Origin of the sequence: Flavobacterium araucananum, assembly GCF_002222055.1 — a bacterium.
In the GTDB taxonomy this organism is placed as follows: domain Bacteria; phylum Bacteroidota; class Bacteroidia; order Flavobacteriales; family Flavobacteriaceae; genus Flavobacterium; species Flavobacterium araucananum.
In genome coordinates this window covers 74,654-94,788 of the sequence record NZ_MUGS01000028.1, presented here as the reverse complement: position 1 = coordinate 94,788, position 20,135 = coordinate 74,654, and the positions used below count along the sequence as shown (strand labels likewise).

The window sequence follows — 20,135 nt, the reverse complement described above, 5'->3', positions numbered from 1 at the left end:
TTTTTTAGAAATTTTTATTTTCGTTTTCCTCTAATCTCCTAACCAATATCTCAATGAACTTCCCTTGTTTTGCGGGGTGCAAACTTAAAACTTTCCTTCAATTCTCACAAGCTTTTTTTAATCTTTTTTGAAAATAAATTTTCTTAATCAATTAATCTTTCTTGCCAGGTTTTCAGTGAACGTCTATCGTTGTTGCGGGTGCAAAAGTACCACCTTTATTTACATTGACAAGGGTTTTTGTTGCATAATTTCAACCTTTTTTAAAACTTTTTCTTAACTCTTTGATAACACCCAACTTACGCTATCTTGTTTTTTCTTATTTCTAAGGTTTTTCTGGTACGCTTTAGGGTTTTCTTATTTTTAGTCTTTGAATAGTAACCGTTTTTAAAGACTTCACAGCTTTTTTAGCCTTTTTTGGGGTTGTTTCTATAAAGGTACATTTTGTTGGTGTGTCTTGTTTTGGGGGTTGGAATTGACAGATACACTCCTACTCTTCTTATAAATACAACTGCAATAGCCCCGATAGGAGTGGAAATCCTTTTGTCAGCCGGGGTTCGGCGCAAAAGATTGAAACGAACAGCGGGATTAAGCTCCTTAACACCTGAATGAGGTTTTTAAAACGTAATCCTATATAGAAGGCAAGATTCTCTATTGCCTTACAAGGTAATCCTAACAGGTTTTAAAAACCTGGTAGGTGGCAGGATCGAAAAGCTTGTCCGATACATAAGGACAAAAAAAACCGACAGTTTTCAAAGCTGTCGGGTTCTAACATATCTAAATATTAGCCTATACAAAGTATGAACTACTCGAAACGTATGGCTTTAACAGGTGAGATCTTCGTTATGATATAGGACGGGATTAACAACACCATAAAACAAACTGAGATGGTAAGCAAATTCAACAACCCGATATATCCCCAGTTTAAATAAACGGGTGCCTGATTGACGTAATAGTTTTCGGGGTTTAATTGAACAACTCCAAATTGTTGCTGAATTAACAATATTGCCACACCAATTAAATTACCCCAGAACAATCCTCTTATAATAAGATAAAAAGCATTGTACAAAAATATTTTACGAACAGTCCAGTTATTTGCCCCCATAGCTTTTAGAATCCCAATCATTTGTGTACGCTCCAATATAAGCACCAATAATGCAACTACCATATTGATTGTCGCTACTAAGATCATAACACCAAGGATTACGAAAATATTAAAATCAAACAATTGCAACCAATCAAAAATATAGCTATACTTTTCGATTATAGTTTTTGTATCTAAACCTGATGAAGTTTGCTCGTAAATTTGAGTACCGGTTGTTTTTATATTATCAAAGTCTTTTACAAAAATCTCAAAAGCTCCAACCTGATCCGGACTCCATTTATTGATTCTCTGGATATGGCGAATATCTCCTATTATATAGGTAGCATCGAATTCCTGAAAACCTGAATTAAAGATACCTGCAATCTTAAACCTGCGACTGTTTGGCATTTTACCTTGCTCTTCTTTTATAAAGAAGGTGTTAAAATTATCTCCTACTTTTAAATCAAGCCTGTCAGCAAGAAGTCTTGAAATTAAAACTTCTTCGTTTAAAGCCTTGGAGAAATCAGGCACTTTGCCTTCTACAATATATTCTCTTATATTATTCCAATCATAATCTGCTCCTACTCCTTTGAAAACTATTCCTTCAAAAGCATTTTCAGTCCTGATGATTCCGGCCTTACTAGCGATTGCCTGGATATGGCTTACTTCCGGAACTGATTTGAAATTGGGATAAAAATCCTGTTTTTTCGAGATTGGAACTAAAGTTACTTCAGAATTGTTATTATCATAATTCGAGATAATGATCTGACCGTTGAAAGCCGAGACTTTATCTCTTATTTTTTGCTGCAGACCTATTCCGGTAGCTACTGAAACTATCATCATCACAATACCGATAGCGATAGCCGAAATAGCAATTTTTATAATGGGCGCCGAAATACTGCTTTTATAGTCTTTGGCAGTAATAAGCCTTTTTGCTATGAAATATTCTAAACTCAAATTTTAGTTGTCTTATGTTAGTTATTACAATGGATTTTATTGATCCAAATCAAAAATACATTTAAAAAAGTAAAAACGAATTGCTTCTAAAAACAATTACAAAATTTTTAAGCTCTTATAACGGAAGTTTCTTTTTCATCTCTTCTACTATATTATAGGCTGCGGGACAAATAGCAACATTTTTTAAGGTTAAGTCTGTAATTTGCTGAAACTTTTTTCGATCTGTATGCGGGAACTCCCTGCATGCTTTTGGACGAACATCATATATCATACAATAATTCTCGCTATCCAGGAAAGTACACGGAACGCTTTTTAAAACATAATCTTTGTCTTCATCAATTCGAAGATGCTGTTCTATGAATTGTTGTGGTTTTTGTCTGAACGATTTTGAAATTCTTTCGATATCAGCCAGAGTAAACAATGGTCCGGTTGTTTTGCAACAATTCGCGCATTGTAAGCAATCTGTCTTTTTAAATTCGGCGTCATGCAAATCCTGCATTACGTAATCTAAATTCTTAGGTTGTTTCTTTTTCAGCTTATCAAAATACTTTTTGTTTTCGATATGCTTATCTTTGGCTAACTTATTTAAGTTATTTAAAATTTGTTTCAAGTTTACTATTTAAAGTTGATTTGCAAAATTAAACAACTTTAAACTTGAAACCCTAAACTTTGAATTAAAATACGATGAAAGATCTATTTGGAAAAGCGATGTTTGACTTTCAAACCAATAATTCGCCGGAAGACATCATTACAGAAACTACAATTTCTGAAGAAGATGAGATGAGCGTTGACTACCTCTTCCGTTCTTATAACGAAATGCCAAAATTGGAACAAAAAGCACTGCAATTGGCAAGTGGAAAAACATTAGATGTTGGTTGCGGAGCAGGAAGCCACAGTTTATCGCTACAAAATGATCGTAATTTAGAAGTTACATCTATAGATATTTCAGAAAAAGCGATTGAAACCTGTAAACTTCGCGGTGTAAGAAACGCAAAAGTTCAAAACATACTTGATTTTGAAGACGAAAAATTTGATACCATCATTCTCTTAATGAATGGCGTTGGCATTTTTGGCAAATTAGACAATTGTAATAAATTTTTATCTAAGCTAAAATATCTTTTAAATCCTGGCGGACAAATATTACTGGACAGTTCTGACATCATCTACATGTTTGACGAAGATGAAGATGGCGGAAAATGGATTCCGTCAAATAATGACTATTACGGAGAGCTTGTTTTTAATATTTCTTATAAAGGAGAGAAGGAAGAACCTTTTGACTGGTTGTATTTAGATTATAACACGCTTCAAAATGCAGCGGTTGCAAATGGATTAAAATGTGAACTTATTTTAGAAGGTGAACATTATGATTATTTAGCCAAACTTTCGATTTAAATCAATCTACACTTATTATTGCTTTTAAAAAAAATACCGGAAATAACAAATGTGTATCCTTTTTACACAGTGTATATTATTTTCTGTAAACAAAAAAATCTCTTCGGTTGAAGAGATTTTTTTTATCATTTAAGGAATATTCAAATATTTGTGAGTTTGAAGTGATACTCTCCACTTTGGATTATTCATTACATAATCCACAATTAGCGGTGTCATTTCTTCTTTTTTACTCCATTCAGGCTGAAGAAACAAAATTGCTTTGTCGTTTACTAACTCGGCTTGCTCTTCGGCAAAAATAAAGTCATGTTTATTATAAATAATCACTTTTAACTCGTGTGCATTGTCATACACAGTTTGTGTTGGCAATTTATTCTTTTTGGGCGAAAGACAAATCCAATCCCAAGTACCGGTAAGCGGATATGCTCCTGAGGTTTCGATATGAACTTTTAAATTTCTGTTTTTTAATTCCTGAGTTAATAAACTCATATCCCACGTTAGAGGCTCTCCTCCGGTTATTACAACTGTATCTGCAGAACTTGCAGCATTATTTACAATTAAATCAACGCTTGTTGGCGGATGTAATTCTGCATTCCAGCTCTCTTTCACATCACACCAGTGACAACCCACATCGCAACCTCCAATTCGTATAAAGTAAGCAGCTGTACCGGTATGAAAACCTTCTCCCTGAATGGTGTAAAATTCTTCCATCAAAGGCAACATCGCTCCTTTATTTACTTCTAACTGTATTTCTTTTGATAACATTATTTCATTTTAAAGTGCAAAGATAGTCAATTAAATACGGAACAAAAAAAACCGATAGTTCTAATGAACTATCGGTTTTATATTTAATATAAAGATCTTGTATTATTTTAAAGCTTTAACAGATTGCGCAGCATAAGCATTTGCAGGATCTAAAACTAAAGTTTTATTAAAATACTCAATTGCTTTTGCTTTGTCAGTATTAGCATAACTAGCACCAATACTGTTGTAAGCTTCGATAATTTTTTTAACTGTTGCAGGTTTTGCTAATTCTTCAGCTCCTTTTGCAGTTGTTCTGGTAACATACTCTTCATAATTTTTGATAATCAAATCATCTTTTTCAAGTAAGTTATTGATTCTTCCTTTGTATAAGTAAGCCTCATCATAAGTAGGAGAAGCGATTAAAATCCTATCAAAAGCAGCATCAGCTTTGCCTAAAGCAGCAGCATCTGCAGCTCCATTTGTTTTATTTGCATTAGCATAATAAAGTGAGATCCCGTAATAAACGTTATCATCTAAGTAATTTTTAGATTCTTTATTGTCTACAGCAAGTTCAAAAACAGTAGCAGCTTGTGCAAATTGTTTTTTACCAAACAATCCTTTTCCTAAATCAGCAAGTTCTTCGACTACTAATGGCTCTAAAGCGATTGCTTTTTTAATATCAGCAATTCCAGCATCAAAAGCAGCTGGATCTACTACTCCGTCAGCACTGGTTCCTTTTTTAATTTTCGATAAACCTAAGTATAAATAATCTCTGCCAATTACTTTATTTGAAGGCACTTTGATAAAATCTTCAATAGATTTTATTGCTACATCAACATTTCCGTTTTCGTAAGCAGCATATCCTAAATATCTGTAAATTCTTGGATTAACTTTATCTTCAGCAATCATTTTATTAGCTACTGTTTCTAAAGTCTTGTAATCTTTCACTAAGATTAAGAAATCTGCGTGACGCATTTTTGAGTCTAAAGAGTAATCCGTAAGACTTAAATATTTTTCATAGTTTGTAATCGCATTTTGCATATTAACTTTAGCGGTAGATGTTTTATTTCTTCCCCATTTGTAATATGTTTCAGCTAATTCTCTGTAAACAGGACCATAATTAGGGTTTAAGGCAATAACTTCGTTAAAAGCTTTAATTGCTTCTTCATAAGATTTAGCACCTTTTAGCAAAACTCCTAATTGCATTTTTGCTCTTAAAAGTGTTGGATCTGCCGTAAATGCATCACGGTAAGCTTTGTAGGCGTCATTTTGATTATTAGAACCATAATAAGCATCTCCAATTGTCAAAAGTGCGTTTGCATTTTGAGGCTCGATTACCAAAGCACGTTTCAAAATAGCAATTGCAGCTGGAAAATCAGGGCTTGTTGAGTTAATATAAGCTCTACCAATATAAATGAATTCTTCTACATCTTTACGTTTCATGTCTTTTGTAGCCAAACCAAAATTAGCCTGAGCTGCAGTAGCATTTTTACTATCAAGATCTATCTGACCTAAACCAATATAATTTAAGTTTTTCTTATCAGATGCCTGTAATCCATTTGAATAATAAATTTTAGCAGAATCAACAATAGATTGATTTAGATATACATTACCTAAAACAAAATTAGCTTCTCCATCAGATGGTTTTGATTTGATGATTGATTTAAGCAAAGACTTTGCTTTTTGAAATTGTTCAGCATCGATTGCCTTTTTAGCTTCTTTGATATCTTGCGCTTTTGCAACAGTAGCTGTAGCAACTAAGGCAAGACTAAAAATTTTAAATTTATTCATCTCTAATAGTAATTAATTTATTCTTTATCGTTTATAATTTGACTTCTAATCTTAAGTTTTCTACCTGGAATTCTTATTGGCAATAATCCTGATTTTAAAACAATACGCTGACCAATGTCTCCTGAAATAAATGAAGCAAATCCCATTCCTAAACCGGTATAACCCTGACAATTTACAATAAACAAATCACGTGCCAAAGGATATTTCATTTCACCAAGATCATTTTGAGTAGGATCATAATATTTATCATCTTTTAAACCTTTAACACTCAAAACGTGTGTTTTTTTAATAATATCGATCATATTTGGAGAGGGTTGATAAAGCCAATTTACTCCAACTACACCAATCATACCATCATTTTCTGAAACGAATTTAATAACTTCATCATTAGTTTTAAAAGAAAAAACATTTTTTGACGGAAGATCTTTCACTTTCGCCAGTTCTTTCATGTATCGTACTGTACTTGAATTTGGATTATCAAACACAAGACCTTTGATTTTTGCATCAGGTTTTCCTTGTAGAAAATCAATTACGGTTTTCAACGCAATTAATGTATCATTATTGCCTTTGTTCGTAACAAAAGCTATTGCATCTTTGGCAAAAGGCGTAACTCTGGGATTAATCTTACTTTTGGCAAATCTATCTCTTTCTTCCTGAGTCAAATCTCTTGTTATTACAACGACTTTAGCTTTTTGATTTAATAAATCATTTATAAGTTCAGCTTCAGATTTAGGTTTAATAGAAATTTTTGCACCATAATACGTCCCTTCAAAAACAGCTACCTGATCTTCAATAATAGGTTTTACTGTTTCATCGACTGTAATATCCATTGATCCTTTTAAAATTGTTTCTTTTTCAGCTTCATTTTTGCTTTTTTGGTTACACATGGCAAACAAAAAAACAAAAACTACCAAACCTACAACTTTACCATATTTCAACATAATTATTCTGCGTTTGAATTAATCAATCTTAAAAAACGAATTCCTGAATATACGATCAACAATCCGCCAAAAGCATATCTGTATTTAGGCTCCATATCTAATGGAAGTTTTTTCCAAAACATAATCATTAAACCCAGTACAAGATATATTAAAAAAAACAGTATTCCTAAAACAAGAAGAAATCGCTCTTTGAGCGATTTCTTCTGAATATTATTAAGCATATCTTTTAACATTATTCTGCAGATTGAATAGTAATAGGTAGAGAGTAAAGAACCCTAACTTTTTTACCATTTTGCTCGCCAGGAGTCCATTTTGGACATTTTTTAAGAACACGAATTGCTTCTGCTCCTGTACCGTAACCGATATCCCTTAAAACTTTAATGTCGGTTAATGAACCGTCTTTTTCAACTACAAAAGTAACATAAACTTTACCTTTTAAACCTTCTTCTTCGGGAGTCTTATAATTGTTTCCTACGAATTTGTAGAATTTTTCAATTCCTCCAGGGAAATCAGGTTTTACTTCGATACCAGCAGTATTATAAACATTGTTATCTTCCTGAATGATCTCAGTAACTGGTCCTTTACCAACTGGTTCATCAACAGTTAAAACTGCATCCGGATCTCCTTTGATCGTTTCGTTACCAACTTTTTTGTCCTTAAGGTCTACAATTTTTGGTGGATCTTCAGTAACTTCATTTGCCTTAGCAACTACCGGTTTCACAAACTTAACCTGATCCACTTTTGGTGGTGGTGGTGGTGGTGGTGGTTGATTTGGTTTAATTTCCTCTTTTTTAGGAGGTAATTTTATTGTAGCAATTTTAATATCGTTGTTTACTTCATCTTCTTTAGAATCTGGTAATAAACTTGCAATAAGAGGAGCTGCAACAGCAAAGCTAAAAATAAGCGAACCAATGATAAGTGCTTTTACAGTCGTCTTACTGTTCGATTTTCTTAACTCATATGCACCATATATCTTATTACGTCCTTCGAATACGATATCAAGCCACTGATTTTTAATTATATCTAATTTCATTTTTCTTGATTATTAAGGATTAAAACGAGATTACTCTGGTTTTTTATCTATTAATTTCGTCTCTTCCGGAGTAAACTCAGGAACAATTGCATAAGTATCTACACCTGAAATCGCCATCTCATCCAAGATATCAACCAAATTACGATAATTTGATTTTTTAGTTGGTTTAATGATTACAATGATTCCCTGTTTAGGTTTCCCTTTAGCTGCAGAATAAGCTAAAACTGATTTCTTTCTAGACAACAATTCTCTTCGAATTCCATCCTTACCATAAGCGATATCTTTTGGCCCAGCAATTGGACTTTCTAATAATCCCATATAATAAACTATTTTGTTATCAGCCCCTAACATTAAAGTCATAGTACGATTTTCATCAACTTTAACTGGTTTTTCATCTGTTTTATTAGGATCTTTATCTGGCAGAGACAAATCCATTGATTGAGGTTTTGACAACGATGTGGTTAACATAAAGAATGTGATCAATAAGAAAGCCAAATCTACCATCGCCGTTAAATCGACTTTCGAATTTTGCTTTTTACTTCTTACTTTACCACCTTTTCCGCCACCACCGTCGCCGGTATTTAATTCAGCCATCTTAGTGTATATTTTTTAATTAAAAGTCTTTTCCTCTTTGACCTGTAACTAAGTTAAAGGAATTGATTTTCTGATCTTGTAAAATATCCATAATTTTTTTGATTTGTGGATATTGTTCTTTAGCATCACCTTTTATTGCAATTTGCAATTCTTTGTCATCAAGGTCAATTGTAGCTCTTCTTGAAATCAAAAGCCAGTCTTTTAATTGATTATCCAAAGAATCCAATGGAATTCCAGGTTGATTTGCTTTTGTTCTGTCAGCCGCTTTCATACTGATGATTTGTTTCAAATTTGTCAATGGAACACCAAAGTCATCCATTAATGCAAATTTAGTTTTATCATCTTCTGAGAAAGTCACACCGTATTTTGCTCCCATTCCTTCAAGAGTTCTTTTACGAATCTCTCTGCCTTTAATGTCAAAAAACACTTTGCTTTTTCCATCTGCTCCCTGACCTATTGTAATAATTGCCAAATCTGAATCTGGTAATTTACTTTGTACAGTAGATGAAGGTGTATCAACAGGAAGTGCTTCAGGCACTTTGGCAGTAGCGGTCAAAATAAAGAACGTAAGCAAAAGGAACGCAACATCACACATGGCAGTCATATCTGTCGATGTTGACTTTTTTTTCATTTTTATTTTAGCCATTATCTTTTATTTTATTTTGATATAATTAATTGTAATTATTAATAATCAAAAATTAATTATTGTTTCAAACTTCCTCTGAATCTTCTGTAAGTATTTACAATTGTAGTACGAGCCTCATCGATAGAGTAAGTTAAATCATCAATTTTAGCAGTAAAGAAGTTATAAGAAACGATCGCTAAGATTGAAGTAGAGATACCTGTTGCAGTGTTGATAAGTGCCTCAGAAATACCTGTTGCAAGAGCAGCCTGGTCTGGAGTTCCAGCAGAAGCTAACGCACCAAACGCTTTAATCATACCTGATACAGTTCCTAATAATCCTCCTAAAGTTCCTAATGATACTAAAGTAGAGATAATAGTCATATTTTTTTCTAACATTGGCATTTCTAATGAAGTTGCCTCTTCGATTTCTTTGTGGATTACTTCTGCAGCTTCTTCACTGTTGAAACCTTCTTTTTTAACGTCTTGGTATTTAATCAAAGCAGATTTAATTGCATTTGCAACTGAACCTTGTTGTTTGTCACATGAAGCGATTGCAGCATCGATGTTTCCTTCTTTAATATTTCCCTGAACGCTTTTCATGAATTTGTCTAAGTTCGCTTTTCCAGCTGCTTTTCCAATAACGATAAATCTTTCAATAGAAAACACAACAACCATTAAAAACATACCTAATAATACTGGTACGATAAAACCTCCTTTATATACTTGACCTAATGTATTGATCGGGTGACCTGTTTCTGGATTACCTCCCTCGAAGTTAGAAGCATCTCCCATAATTACTTTCCAAATAAACACCCCAACTAAAATACACGCTACAATAATGATTCCTGTAATCATTCCTCCTCCATTTGAAGTGCTTTCTTTTTTAACTTTAACGTTTGCCATTTTTTTTAATTTTAATAGTTTTAAATAATTTTTATTTTTTAGTTATATTTAACTTGTAGAGGAGCAAATTTATACGTTTAGTTTAAATAAAAAAACTTTTTTTAATTTAATTGAACGAAATTTAACGTCAATTTAAAAAATATCTCATTAAATTGCCCCCATCGTTTTTTAGATAAAACAAAAAACGGGGCTATTAATGGGAAAATTACAACGTTTTAGTAAATATTCAAACATTCCGTTGATATCTTCTTAAAAAGTTGCGAAATTATTTTTTATATAATTTTCAATTGAAAAAAGCTTTTTCCTACTAAAAAAAATGAAGCTAAAATGTTAAAAAACAAAGCAAAACTCTTATAATCATCTAAATTACAAATAAAAACATGAATAAAAAAGAAAATTTCATTCAGGATGTAAACAATGGCTACATGTCAAAAGGTGATAGTATAATTCTGGGAGGAGCCATTCTTGATGGAGAACCAATTGCTGAAGCTCATGTCAAAATCCCACTAAAAACCTTAAATCGCCACGGACTTATTGCCGGAGCAACCGGAACAGGAAAAACGAAGACGATACAGGTTTTTTCTGAGCAACTGTCAAATGCCGGGATTCCTGTTTTAATGATGGATATAAAAGGTGATTTTAGCGGAATTGCGAAAGAGGGAAAGGTAGAAGATTTTATTACAGAGCGACATGCCAAAATTAATATACCTTATAATGTAGCTTCTTTTCCGGTGGAACTAATGTCACTTTCTAAACAAAATGGTGTTCGGTTAAGAGCTACGGTTTCTGAATTTGGTCCTGTTTTATTTTCCCGAATTTTAGATTTAAACGACACACAGGCCGGGGTTGTTGCAGTAATCTTTAAGTACTGCGATGATAACAATATGCCATTGCTGGACCTAAAGGATATAAAAAAGGTTATTAATTATATTACCGAAGAGGGTAAAAATGAAATTACGGCTAATTACGGTAAAATTTCGACTGCAACCACTGGTACTATTTTGCGAAAAATAATAGAATTAGAGCAACAGGGCGGCGATATCTTTTTTGGTGAATTATCATTTGAAATTGATGATTTGATGCGAATTGATGAAAATGGAAAAGGTTATGTAAACATTATTCGTTTGACAGATATTCAGGATAAACCAAAATTGTTCTCGACTTTTATGTTGAGTTTATTAGCTGAAATTTATCAAAAAATGCCCGAAAAAGGAGATGTCGCTCAACCTGAATTAGTCATTTTTATAGACGAAGCTCATTTAATTTTTAATGAGGCAAGCAAAGCTCTTTTAGATCAAATTGAAACTATTGTAAAACTAATTCGTTCTAAGGGTGTAGGCGTCTATTTTGTAACGCAAAACCCAATGGATGTGCCAAGTGGTGTTCTGGCACAATTAGGATTAAAAATACAACATGCTTTACGTGCTTTTACTGCAAATGACCGTCAGGCGATAAAAAAAACAGCAGACAATTATCCTACCTCGCAATATTATAAAACAGACGAGCTGCTAACTAGTTTAGGAATTGGCGAAGCTCTGGTAACTGCCTTAAACGAAAAAGGAATTCCAACGCCGCTTGTTGCCACAATGATGCGTGCTCCGATGAGCCGAATGGATGTGTTGACAGCGGATGAAATTGAAGCTATTAACAATAAATCGAAACTCGTTAAAAAATACGTAGAAGAAATTGACCGCGAAAGTGCTTACGAAATCCTAAACAAAAAAATAGCCGATGCTGCTCAAGCGAGCGCAGAGCAAGAACAACAAGCACCGGGCAGATCATCAAAATCGGAACCAAGCACAACAAGTGTTGTCACAAAATCTGTTTTAAAAGTTGTAACGAGCGCTACTTTTATCAGGGGAGTTTTTGGTGTTTTATCTAAAATATTCAAGAAATAAAAAAACTAAACCCTATAAGTTATATAAGTTCATGTAAATACTTTGCGTATAGATAAAATGAACTCCTATAACTTATAGGGTTAAAATATTATGCGTTTTGCAACAACTCGAGAATCTTGTTTTCGATTTCGGGAGTGTTCCAGATGTTTTCGATATTATCTGTTCGTAAAACCTGTTCCATAATTTCGTTTTGGAAATCTCCAATTGCCAAAGCTTCGGCATACGGGCGATCGCTAAAGGTAACACGACTGTAAAGCGGAATCCATTTGTCCGGGTATTTATCAGAGAATGCTTTTTCTATTTTCTTTTGCAATAAGAATTTCTCATCGGCAGTTTTAGTACTCATTTCCATAAAATTGCGATACGAAAGTTCTGCTATTGCATCTGCGTTTGGCTTACGTGAAATTTCATATTCAGAGAAAACTTTCTTCCAATCATCTCCATATTTTTCTATCATTTCGTTTAGCACCGTAATATCTTCAAAACCGGCATTCATTCCCTGACCATAAAACGGAACAATAGCATGACAGGCATCTCCGATTAAGGCAATTTTATTTTCGTAGGTCCAGGGAAAACATTTCATGGTTACCAAAGTACTGGTTGGATTTTTAAAGAAGTCCTCTGCCAATTTTGGAATCACTTCAATCGAATCCGGGAAATTTTTCTCAAAGAAATCTTCTACCATTTTTCGATCTGTTAACGAAGCAAACGAATTTTCGCCTTCAAAAGGCATGAACAATGTACAGGTAAAACTTCCGTCAAGATTAGGAAGAGCAATTAACATATATTCGCCACGCGGCCAAATATGAAAGGAGTTTTTATCCAGTTTATGAGTTGCATCTGCATTTGCCGGAATATTTAACTCTTTATATCCCATATTCAAAAATTCCTGCGAATAATTGAACATGCTTTGGCGTTGCATTCTATGACGGATTCTTGAAAAAGCACCATCGGCACCAAAAACCATATCATATTTTATCTCCTCCCACTCGCCTCTTTCGGTTTCCCCAATATGCAAAGTTGCATCACTAAGTGTTACATCCCAGATTTTTTGTTCGAAGTAAAATTCGGCTCCGGCTTGTTCAGCAAGATCAATCATTTTTCTGTTCAGGGTTCCTCTGGAGATCGAAAAAATCGATTCGCCTTCTTGCCCATAGTTCTGAAAATTGAGTTTGTCGACCAGATGAATCGCACGTTTGTCCATTGGAATTGCTATCTCGCGAACCGAATCGCCTACGCCAACACCATCAAGGGCTTTCCAGCCACGGTTAGACATAGCCAAATTAATAGAACGACCCGAAAAATTAATTTTACGAATATCAGGACTACGATCATAAACATGAACGGTGTGACCTGCTTTTTTGAGATAAATTGCCAATAGTGATCCTACCAATCCAGAACCTACAACAGCAATTTTTAGTGGAGTTTGCATCAAGAAAAATCTAAATATAAGATCGTAAAAATAAGTAATAAATATACAGAAGCTTAAAAATATAGTAAATATTTATGATTTATATGGGCATGACCCGCAGAAAAAGCGGGTCGGGCTTTCGGCTATATTCCCGATCAACAAAAACTACAACTAAAAACCCTGTTTTTCCAGATCGGGAGATACCACCTCTATCCCAATGTCATTAAGTTAAGCTTTAAAAAAATAAAATCCGTTTTTATCTGTGTCTTTACGAAGTAAATCTGTTTTATCCGCGTCAAAATTAGACGCTGATTTTACTGATTCGCTAAAGCGAAAACGCTGATAAAAATGGATTTTTCTAATTACTTTTTTGATTAAACTGTTAAGTAATTTTATAGATTTCCCCTTAACTTAATGACATTGACCTTTATTCCTCATGCAACTATCGTTTTCATCACAAATTTTGGTTTTTATTGATTTATTAGAAATATAGAAAAGCCTATTTTCGCTTAATGAGAAAATTATTCAGCCCGAAGATCTGACGGGTTGAACAGATGAACACTGATTTTTAAGGTATGCGGTTTTGAGTTTTATAAAAAATCTGCGCAAATCTGTTTAATCTGCCAAATCTGTGGGCAATAACCAAACTACTTTACTTAAATAAATACCATGAAAAGCGAACTATTACAATCTGATATTATTCTTGAAAACGACAACGTATTATTACTCCCATTTGAAAACGAAAGAAATATCGAACTCAAAGAAATTATTTTTGATGATGAAATCTGGCAGTACATGGGGATGTATGTCAGAAATGATTCTGATTTCGAAAATTACATTCAAAACACATTACAACAAAAAATGGACGGAATTTGTTATCCGTTTTTAATTATTGACAAAGCAACCAATAAAGTTGCGGGAAGCACCCGTTACGGATATCTGAATCATGCAAGCCAAAAATGCGAAATTGGCTGGACCTGGTATGGAAAAGATTTTCAGGGTACGGGTCTGAATAAAGCCTGCAAATATGAATTACTGAATTTTGGATTTGAAAATATTCAATTCAGGAGAATACAATTTAGTGCTGATCTTGAGAATAAAAAATCGCAAAGAGCAATCGAAAAACTAGGTGCGGTAAAAGAAGGTGTTTTTAGAAATAACTATGTAGATTCTCATGGAAAAAGCAAAGATGATGTTTATTACAGTGTGATTTTGGAGGAATGGAACGAAACTAAAAAAGACTGTTTTCAGGAATTTGTCTAAGAGTATGATAACTTCTTTATGATAGGAAAAAAGTAGTATTTTAGCTGAGACTAAAAATTATTATATCAGTTATGGAATTACAGGCTCTTTATCAAAAAACTATAAAATTTGCTGCTAAAAAACACGCCGATCAAAATCAGGTAATTCCAGGAACAAACTTGCCTTATGTTGTTCATTTAAGCAATGTAACTATGGAAATTATAATTGCTTCGCAGGAAACTAAAGGGTTTAACACGGCATTTGCAATTCAGGTTGCTTTACTTCATGATATTCTGGAAGATACGGTAACTACATTTGATGAACTTGTCGAAGAATTTGACGAAGAAATTGCTCAGGCAGTTTTGGCCTTAACAAAAAATGCCGCAATTGCTAAAGAGGAGAGAATGGTGGATAGTCTGACCCGAATTAAGAAATTATCTAAAGAAGTTTGGGCTGTAAAACTGGCAGACAGAATCACTAATTTGCAAGTTCCGCCAGAAAACTGGAGTCTAGAGAAAATAAAGGAATATCACAAACAAGCCTTACAGATACTTACTGAATTAAAAGGCGGCAATCCTTATTTGGAAAACAGGCTTGCAGAAAGAATTTCAAATTATTTAAAATATTGTACCGCCAAAGCATAGTTCCAATTACTAACACAACCCGTTGGGTGTAATTAATTTGACAACATAGAAACATCGCTTTTAGCCCTTTAAAAAAAGGCGTTTCACTTATTTAAAATGCACATAGCCTGGCTATAGGAAAGAATTGTATTTCTTTTTGCATTTTTTTTTAGCTAAAAAAATCCATGTTTCTATGTGTTAAATATATATTTTTGACCCAAGCGAAGCGAACAGACGAAGTAATTACAACCAACGGGTTAACTCATCTCAAAACAACCTTTTTTAAGTAATACTAAAATGAACTTATACTCTGAACATTATGTGAGTGAAATTTGTGAGCGCTTTGTCAATAAAATTTGGTGTCTGGATAATAGCACCGGCGAAATCCTGATCGAAAACAAGCTCGTTTTGCCTAACGGGTGTTTTAATCTGGCGCTTGTAAGCGGAAATGCTATAGAGGTTCATACCAGTAAAAACAAGTACGAAATGAACGAAGGCTTTTACTTTTGTTCGCAAATGACCAATACAGTTTTGGTCAATATTGAGCCCAAAACAAAAGTTACCATAATTCAGCTGCACACCTGGACGGTTTCGATGTTTCGTAAGTATGATTTGAGCAATTTTACGGATTCGATCGTCAAAATCAATGCGGTAGAATTGCCTTTTGGAACTAAAATTGAAACTGGTTTAAATAGCGACATTCTGGCAATATTAAAGACAATCAATACTTATTTTGAAGCATTAAGCAATTCGAATACAAACCAAAATGTAGTCGAAAGAATCTGCGAAATCATTAAACTTCATAATGAAGAAATTACAGTTTCAGAAATTGGAAAAAGGCTGAATTCTTCGCAAAGATCCCTTCAAATTAAATTTAAAATTGCAACCGGACTTACAATCAAAAACTATATTCAGATTCTAAAATTCAGAAAATCAGTTGATCAGATGGTAAATTCTGATTTAGAGAAATTGAAACTGACTGATGTGGCGCTCTATAACAAATATTTTGACCAATCGCATTTTATAAAAAAATTTAAAGATGTGACTAAAACAACTCCAAAAACATTCAACTCTGATTTGTATTTTCTTTCTCAAAAAAGATAATATTCGCATTTGTACAATTTTGTGAACCCGGATTGAATTAATTTTACAAAATCATTAATCATCAATCAATCACAAAATGAAAATCAACAAATCATTTTTTCAGCTAAAAGTAATTTTAGTTGGAATACTGCTTATCCAATTCCATATTGGATTTTCTCAGGAAGAAAAAAACTCAGAACTGTATAAGACTATTATGTCCAAAGACAGTCTTCTTTTTAATGTAGGCTTCAATACCTGTGATGTATCACAGTTCGAAAATTTACTAAGCAACAATTTTGAATTCTATCACGACAAAGACAGCATCCAGGACAAAGCTCTATTTCTAAAAAACATTAGAAAAGGCTTGTGTAGTTCGACCAAAACGTATAAAGCCCGAAGAGATTTAGTGGCAGAAAGTACCGAAATTTATCCGTTGTCTAAAAACGGTGTTTTGTATGGCGCTTTGCAAGTTGGGATTCATCAATTTTTCGAACATACACCGGAAGGAAAAGATAAATTTGGCAGCACTGCACGATTTACTCACGTTTGGATTTTAGAAAATGGAATATGGAAATTAAGAAGATCTTTTAGTTACGATCACCAAGAGGTCAATACTGCGGGAACCAAATCAAGCATTTTTGACAATGATCCCGAAATTGAAAAATGGCTAAAACAAAATAACATTCCTACTCTTGGAATTGGTGTAATCAATAATGGAAAACTACAAGACATAAAAGTATTTGGTGAACTTAAAAAAGGGGTTACAGCGCCTTACAACACGATATGGAATGTAGCCTCATTGACCAAACCGGTAACAGCAATAGTGGCTTTGAAACTGGTAAGTGCAGGAAAATTAAATTTAGACGAGCCTTTATACAAATATTGGGCAGATCCGGATATTGCAAATGATCCTAATACTAAATTGCTAACAACCAGAATCATTTTAAGCCATCAAACGGGCTTCCCTAATTGGAGATTTATGAATGAATCCGGCAAATTGGATTTCAAATTTAAACCCGGAACCAAATATCAATATTCAGGAGAAGGCTTTGAATATTTGAGAAGAGTACTTGAAAAAAAATTCCATAAAACATTAGAACAATTAGCAGATGAATTAATTTTTAAACCTTTAAAAATGACTGATACTAAGTTGGTCTGGAATGATATAACCGATGTTTCACGCTTTGCTATTGGCTACGATAATAAAGGAAATGCTTATGAGCCTACTAAAAACAAAATTGCAAATGCTGCCGATGATTTATTGACTACAATTGAGGATTACAGTACTTTTTTATGTAGTGTAATGAACAGCGACGGACTTAGCAAAAAAGTTTTTGATGAGATGACTTCGCATCAGGTAGAGACAAAGAAAAATAAATATTTTGGGTTGGGTTTTGAAATTTATGATTTAGGAAACGACAATTATGCGCTATCACATGGCGGCGCAGACAAAGGCGTTCAGACGATTGTCATCGTATTGCCAAAAACCAAACAGGGCTTGATTATTTTTACCAATGTCGACGATGGTTACAAAGTCTATGAAAAAATAGTGACTCATTATTTGGGCGAAAACGGAAAGAAAATAGTTGAAATTGAAACCAAATAAAATGGATACTAAGAAAAACACAATTATGCCTCCTATGATAAATATAATCGTTCTTTTTATTTTATTTTTAAGCAGGCAAGCAGCTGCCCAAACCAACAGCGAGGTTCAAAAAATGGATCTTTTAAAAACTGAAATCATTAAGATGGATAGTTTGCTTTTTGATGTAGCCTTTAATCAATGTGATGCGGCACAATTTAAAAAAATAATAGCTGATGATGTTGAGTTTTACGATGATCGTTTTGGTTTAAACGTTTCGAAAGAAAACGAAATAAAATCACTAAACGCAAAATGCGCAAGACCTGAAAAACTAACCAGAAAATTAAATTCCTGTACGATTGACAAATTAGGCGATTTTGGAGCGGTGCAAATAGGCGAACATACTTTTTATATTGATGGAAAACCTGAAGGAACCGGTAAGTTTATTCATATTTGGGAGCGAAAAGATAAGGATTGGAAACTGAAACGAATTGTTAGTTACGAGCATAGACCTATAAAAAAGTAGTCAAGATATTATCTTCTAACTTTTACATTTTTAGGGTAAACTGAAAAAAAAAGGATTGATTTTGAAACCAAATGATTTTTTTGTCGTCTATTAAGATTAGAACGCATTCATAAAATCATGAGTTCACGTTGTAATTTAGCTTAAAAAAGTAAATTATAAGGTTTTACGAAGTTTCAATCATCAAATCAAAAACCGATTCATTAACCCTAATAATTAACCAATCATTATGAAAAAACCAATCAAACTAATTGTACTAACCATTCTTGTTTCTTTTTTTGCCTTGAATATTTCTTTTGCGCAGGACAAAGCAAAACAAATTGAGGAATTAATAAGCAAGTACAATCAATACGGTCAATTTAACGGAGCTGCATTAGTTGCCGAAAACGGAAAAGTAATTCTAAAAAAAGGGTTTGGTTCTGCCAATATGGAGTGGAATATTCCGAATCAAACGGATACCAAATTTAGATTAGGGTCTGTAAGCAAGCAATTCACGGCTTTTTTGATTGTTAAGCTAGCCGAAGAAGGTAAAATAAAACTGGATGTTCCTATTACCACTTATTTACCGGATTATCCAAAAGCAAATGGTGATAAAATCACGATTCATAATTTACTAACCCATACATCCGGTATTCCAAATTACACATCTTTTCCTAATTTCTTTAAAGATAAGAGCAAAAACCCTTATACACCTGAAGAATTTGTAAAAACTTTTTCTGGTTTACCTCTTGAATTTACGCCAGGAGAAAAATTTAATTATAGCAATTCCGGTTATTTTGTATTGGGCTACATTATCGAGAAAATTTCTGGAAAATCGTATGAGCAATATTTACAAGAAACCATTTTTACACCACTAAAAATGGTTAATACGGGTTATGATCATAGTGATGTTATTCTAAAAAACAGAGCAGCAGGATATGAAAAAAGAGGCAAGAAAATCGTTAATTCATCTTATATCGACATGAGTATCCCGTATGCTGCAGGTTCTTTATACTCGACTGTCGAAGATTTATACCTTTGGGACCAGTCACTTTATACGAATCAATTGCTTTCATCAAAATCAATGGAATCATTGTTTAACTCCTATATCAAAGCCGGAAAAGGATCTTACGGATACGGATGGTTCATTGAGGAAGCTGATAATGGTGTTTCGGGGAAAGTAAAAGTTACAGAACACGGAGGCGGAATTAATGGTTTTAACACAATCATTTATCGTATTCCGTCAGACAAAAATCTAATAGTGTTATTGAATAATACGGGTGGAACTGTCTTAAATGAGATCAGCGAATCTATTCGTGCTATTTTATACAATCAGCCTTTTAAAGCGCCAAAAATGTCACTAGCCCTCGAGCTTTTGGATGCGTTTTCAGACCAAGGAATTACAAGTGGTTTAAATACGTACAATAAACTAAAAAACGATCCTACTTATGCCATTTTAGAAGATGACATGAATAGTGTTGGATATCAATTATTGCAAACCGGAAAGAAAAAAGAAGCCCTCGAAGTCTTTAAAATAAATGCACAAACCTATCCAAAATCAGGAAATGCATACGATAGTCTGGGCGAAGCTTATCTGGAAAACGGAGACAAAACTCTGGCAATTGCCAATTATAAAAAAGCTGTAGAACTTGACCCTGCAAACGAAAACGGAAAAAAAGTTCTGGCAGAAATTTTAAAAAAATAATCTTAAAAAAGAAGTACTCAACAGCAGTAATC

General features: G+C 33.5%; 19 protein-coding genes. 8 read left to right on the top strand and 11 right to left on the bottom strand.

The window, feature by feature from the left end; all coding sequences use genetic code 11:
- Positions 1-802: 802 nt before the first annotated feature.
- Together B0A64_RS14250 and B0A64_RS14245 are read right to left on the bottom strand one after the other, a co-directional pair.
- Entirely contained in the window at positions 803-2,038 is a 1,236-nt protein-coding gene (locus tag B0A64_RS14250) for an ABC transporter permease (protein ID WP_089480188.1), read from the bottom strand.
- Positions 2,039-2,153: 115 nt separating this feature from the next.
- Positions 2,154-2,648: a YkgJ family cysteine cluster protein gene (locus B0A64_RS14245; protein WP_089480187.1), complete on the bottom strand. Its 495-nt coding sequence runs from the start codon at positions 2,646-2,648 to the stop codon at positions 2,154-2,156.
- A 74-nt stretch (positions 2,649-2,722) separates the two neighbouring features.
- Here B0A64_RS14245 and B0A64_RS14240 point away from each other — a divergent pair, with 74 nt between their 5' ends.
- Positions 2,723-3,430: a class I SAM-dependent methyltransferase gene (locus tag B0A64_RS14240; protein ID WP_089480186.1), complete on the top strand. Its 708-nt coding sequence runs from the start codon at positions 2,723-2,725 to the stop codon at positions 3,428-3,430.
- Positions 3,431-3,559: 129 nt separating this feature from the next.
- Here the strand turns inward: B0A64_RS14240 and B0A64_RS14235 are convergent, their stop codons facing one another.
- The 8 genes from B0A64_RS14235 to B0A64_RS14200 form a co-directional block, all read right to left on the bottom strand.
- Entirely contained in the window at positions 3,560-4,192 is a 633-nt protein-coding gene (locus B0A64_RS14235) for a 7-carboxy-7-deazaguanine synthase QueE (protein WP_089480185.1), read from the bottom strand.
- Positions 4,193-4,294: 102 nt separating this feature from the next.
- Positions 4,295-5,962 carry a tetratricopeptide repeat protein gene (locus B0A64_RS14230; RefSeq protein WP_089480184.1) on the bottom strand — a complete coding sequence of 556 codons (1,668 nt, stop codon included), beginning with the start codon at positions 5,960-5,962 and terminating at the stop codon, positions 4,295-4,297.
- 17 nt (positions 5,963-5,979) lie between these two features.
- Complete coding sequence (locus B0A64_RS14225; protein WP_089480183.1) at positions 5,980-6,903, bottom strand: PstS family phosphate ABC transporter substrate-binding protein; 924 nt, start codon at positions 6,901-6,903, stop codon at positions 5,980-5,982.
- Between the two features lie 2 nt (positions 6,904-6,905).
- Complete coding sequence (locus B0A64_RS14220; protein WP_089480182.1) at positions 6,906-7,136, bottom strand: hypothetical protein; 231 nt, start codon at positions 7,134-7,136, stop codon at positions 6,906-6,908.
- On the bottom strand, positions 7,136-7,936 hold the full coding sequence (locus B0A64_RS14215; RefSeq protein ID WP_089480181.1) for an energy transducer TonB: 801 nt from the start codon (positions 7,934-7,936) through the stop codon (positions 7,136-7,138). Before B0A64_RS14215 ends, B0A64_RS14220 begins: the two co-directional genes overlap by 1 nt.
- Before the next feature lie 30 nt (positions 7,937-7,966).
- Positions 7,967-8,530, bottom strand: coding sequence for an ExbD/TolR family protein (locus tag B0A64_RS14210; RefSeq protein WP_089480180.1), 564 nt, complete (start codon positions 8,528-8,530; stop codon positions 7,967-7,969).
- A gap of 19 nt (positions 8,531-8,549) precedes the next feature.
- Complete coding sequence (locus tag B0A64_RS14205; RefSeq protein ID WP_089480179.1) at positions 8,550-9,176, bottom strand: ExbD/TolR family protein; 627 nt, start codon at positions 9,174-9,176, stop codon at positions 8,550-8,552.
- A 56-nt stretch (positions 9,177-9,232) separates the two neighbouring features.
- Complete coding sequence (locus B0A64_RS14200) at positions 9,233-10,057, bottom strand: MotA/TolQ/ExbB proton channel family protein (protein WP_089480178.1); 825 nt, start codon at positions 10,055-10,057, stop codon at positions 9,233-9,235.
- Positions 10,058-10,437: 380 nt separating this feature from the next.
- Between B0A64_RS14200 and B0A64_RS14195 the strand changes: the two genes are divergently transcribed.
- The gene (locus B0A64_RS14195; RefSeq protein WP_089480177.1) at positions 10,438-11,955 is read left to right on the top strand and encodes a helicase HerA-like domain-containing protein; all 1,518 of its coding nucleotides are present in this window, start codon (positions 10,438-10,440) and stop codon (positions 11,953-11,955) included.
- An 88-nt stretch (positions 11,956-12,043) separates the two neighbouring features.
- Here B0A64_RS14195 and B0A64_RS14190 read toward each other — a convergent pair whose 3' ends face one another.
- Entirely contained in the window at positions 12,044-13,387 is a 1,344-nt protein-coding gene (locus B0A64_RS14190; protein ID WP_089480176.1) for an FAD-dependent oxidoreductase, read from the bottom strand.
- Positions 13,388-14,035: 648 nt separating this feature from the next.
- Here B0A64_RS14190 and B0A64_RS14185 point away from each other — a divergent pair.
- The 6 genes from B0A64_RS14185 to B0A64_RS14160 all read left to right on the top strand — a co-directional run bounded on the left by B0A64_RS14185 (position 14,036) and on the right by B0A64_RS14160 (position 20,103).
- Complete coding sequence (locus tag B0A64_RS14185) at positions 14,036-14,629, top strand: GNAT family N-acetyltransferase (protein ID WP_089480175.1); 594 nt, start codon at positions 14,036-14,038, stop codon at positions 14,627-14,629.
- A 71-nt stretch (positions 14,630-14,700) separates the two neighbouring features.
- A complete protein-coding gene (locus B0A64_RS14180) occupies positions 14,701-15,252 on the top strand; it encodes an HD domain-containing protein (protein ID WP_089480174.1) in 552 nt (183 codons plus the stop codon).
- 276 nt (positions 15,253-15,528) lie between these two features.
- Positions 15,529-16,335: a helix-turn-helix domain-containing protein gene (locus B0A64_RS14175; protein WP_089480173.1), complete on the top strand. Its 807-nt coding sequence runs from the start codon at positions 15,529-15,531 to the stop codon at positions 16,333-16,335.
- Positions 16,336-16,411: 76 nt separating this feature from the next.
- Entirely contained in the window at positions 16,412-17,920 is a 1,509-nt protein-coding gene (locus B0A64_RS14170; protein ID WP_089480172.1) for a serine hydrolase, read from the top strand.
- 1 nt (position 17,921) lies between these two features.
- A complete protein-coding gene (locus B0A64_RS14165) occupies positions 17,922-18,422 on the top strand; it encodes a nuclear transport factor 2 family protein (RefSeq protein ID WP_244285406.1) in 501 nt (166 codons plus the stop codon).
- A gap of 226 nt (positions 18,423-18,648) precedes the next feature.
- Positions 18,649-20,103 carry a serine hydrolase domain-containing protein gene (locus B0A64_RS14160; protein ID WP_089480171.1) on the top strand — a complete coding sequence of 485 codons (1,455 nt, stop codon included), beginning with the start codon at positions 18,649-18,651 and terminating at the stop codon, positions 20,101-20,103.
- Positions 20,104-20,135 lie beyond the last annotated feature (32 nt).

What these genes read in the sequence shown, in the direction of transcription:
- B0A64_RS14230 (WP_089480184.1), bottom strand. Translation starts at nt 5,962, where the DNA reads ATGAATAAATTTAAAATTTTTAGTCTTGCCTTAGTTGCTACAGCTACT.
- B0A64_RS14190 (WP_089480176.1), bottom strand. Translation starts at nt 13,387, where the DNA reads ATGCAAACTCCACTAAAAATTGCTGTTGTAGGTTCTGGATTGGTAGGA.
- B0A64_RS14195 (WP_089480177.1), top strand. Translation starts at nt 10,438, where the DNA reads ATGAATAAAAAAGAAAATTTCATTCAGGATGTAAACAATGGCTACATG.
- B0A64_RS14180 (WP_089480174.1), top strand. Translation starts at nt 14,701, where the DNA reads ATGGAATTACAGGCTCTTTATCAAAAAACTATAAAATTTGCTGCTAAA.
- B0A64_RS14165 (WP_244285406.1), top strand. Translation starts at nt 17,922, where the DNA reads ATGGATACTAAGAAAAACACAATTATGCCTCCTATGATAAATATAATC.
- B0A64_RS14160 (WP_089480171.1), top strand. Translation starts at nt 18,649, where the DNA reads ATGAAAAAACCAATCAAACTAATTGTACTAACCATTCTTGTTTCTTTT.
- B0A64_RS14200 (WP_089480178.1), bottom strand. Translation starts at nt 10,057, where the DNA reads ATGGCAAACGTTAAAGTTAAAAAAGAAAGCACTTCAAATGGAGGAGGA.
- B0A64_RS14210 (WP_089480180.1), bottom strand. Translation starts at nt 8,530, where the DNA reads ATGGCTGAATTAAATACCGGCGACGGTGGTGGCGGAAAAGGTGGTAAA.
- B0A64_RS14175 (WP_089480173.1), top strand. Translation starts at nt 15,529, where the DNA reads ATGAACTTATACTCTGAACATTATGTGAGTGAAATTTGTGAGCGCTTT.
- B0A64_RS14220 (WP_089480182.1), bottom strand. Translation starts at nt 7,136, where the DNA reads ATGTTAAAAGATATGCTTAATAATATTCAGAAGAAATCGCTCAAAGAG.
- B0A64_RS14205 (WP_089480179.1), bottom strand. Translation starts at nt 9,176, where the DNA reads ATGGCTAAAATAAAAATGAAAAAAAAGTCAACATCGACAGATATGACT.
- B0A64_RS14225 (WP_089480183.1), bottom strand. Translation starts at nt 6,903, where the DNA reads ATGTTGAAATATGGTAAAGTTGTAGGTTTGGTAGTTTTTGTTTTTTTG.
- B0A64_RS14235 (WP_089480185.1), bottom strand. Translation starts at nt 4,192, where the DNA reads ATGTTATCAAAAGAAATACAGTTAGAAGTAAATAAAGGAGCGATGTTG.
- B0A64_RS14185 (WP_089480175.1), top strand. Translation starts at nt 14,036, where the DNA reads ATGAAAAGCGAACTATTACAATCTGATATTATTCTTGAAAACGACAAC.
- B0A64_RS14240 (WP_089480186.1), top strand. Translation starts at nt 2,723, where the DNA reads ATGAAAGATCTATTTGGAAAAGCGATGTTTGACTTTCAAACCAATAAT.
- B0A64_RS14170 (WP_089480172.1), top strand. Translation starts at nt 16,412, where the DNA reads ATGAAAATCAACAAATCATTTTTTCAGCTAAAAGTAATTTTAGTTGGA.
- B0A64_RS14215 (WP_089480181.1), bottom strand. Translation starts at nt 7,936, where the DNA reads ATGAAATTAGATATAATTAAAAATCAGTGGCTTGATATCGTATTCGAA.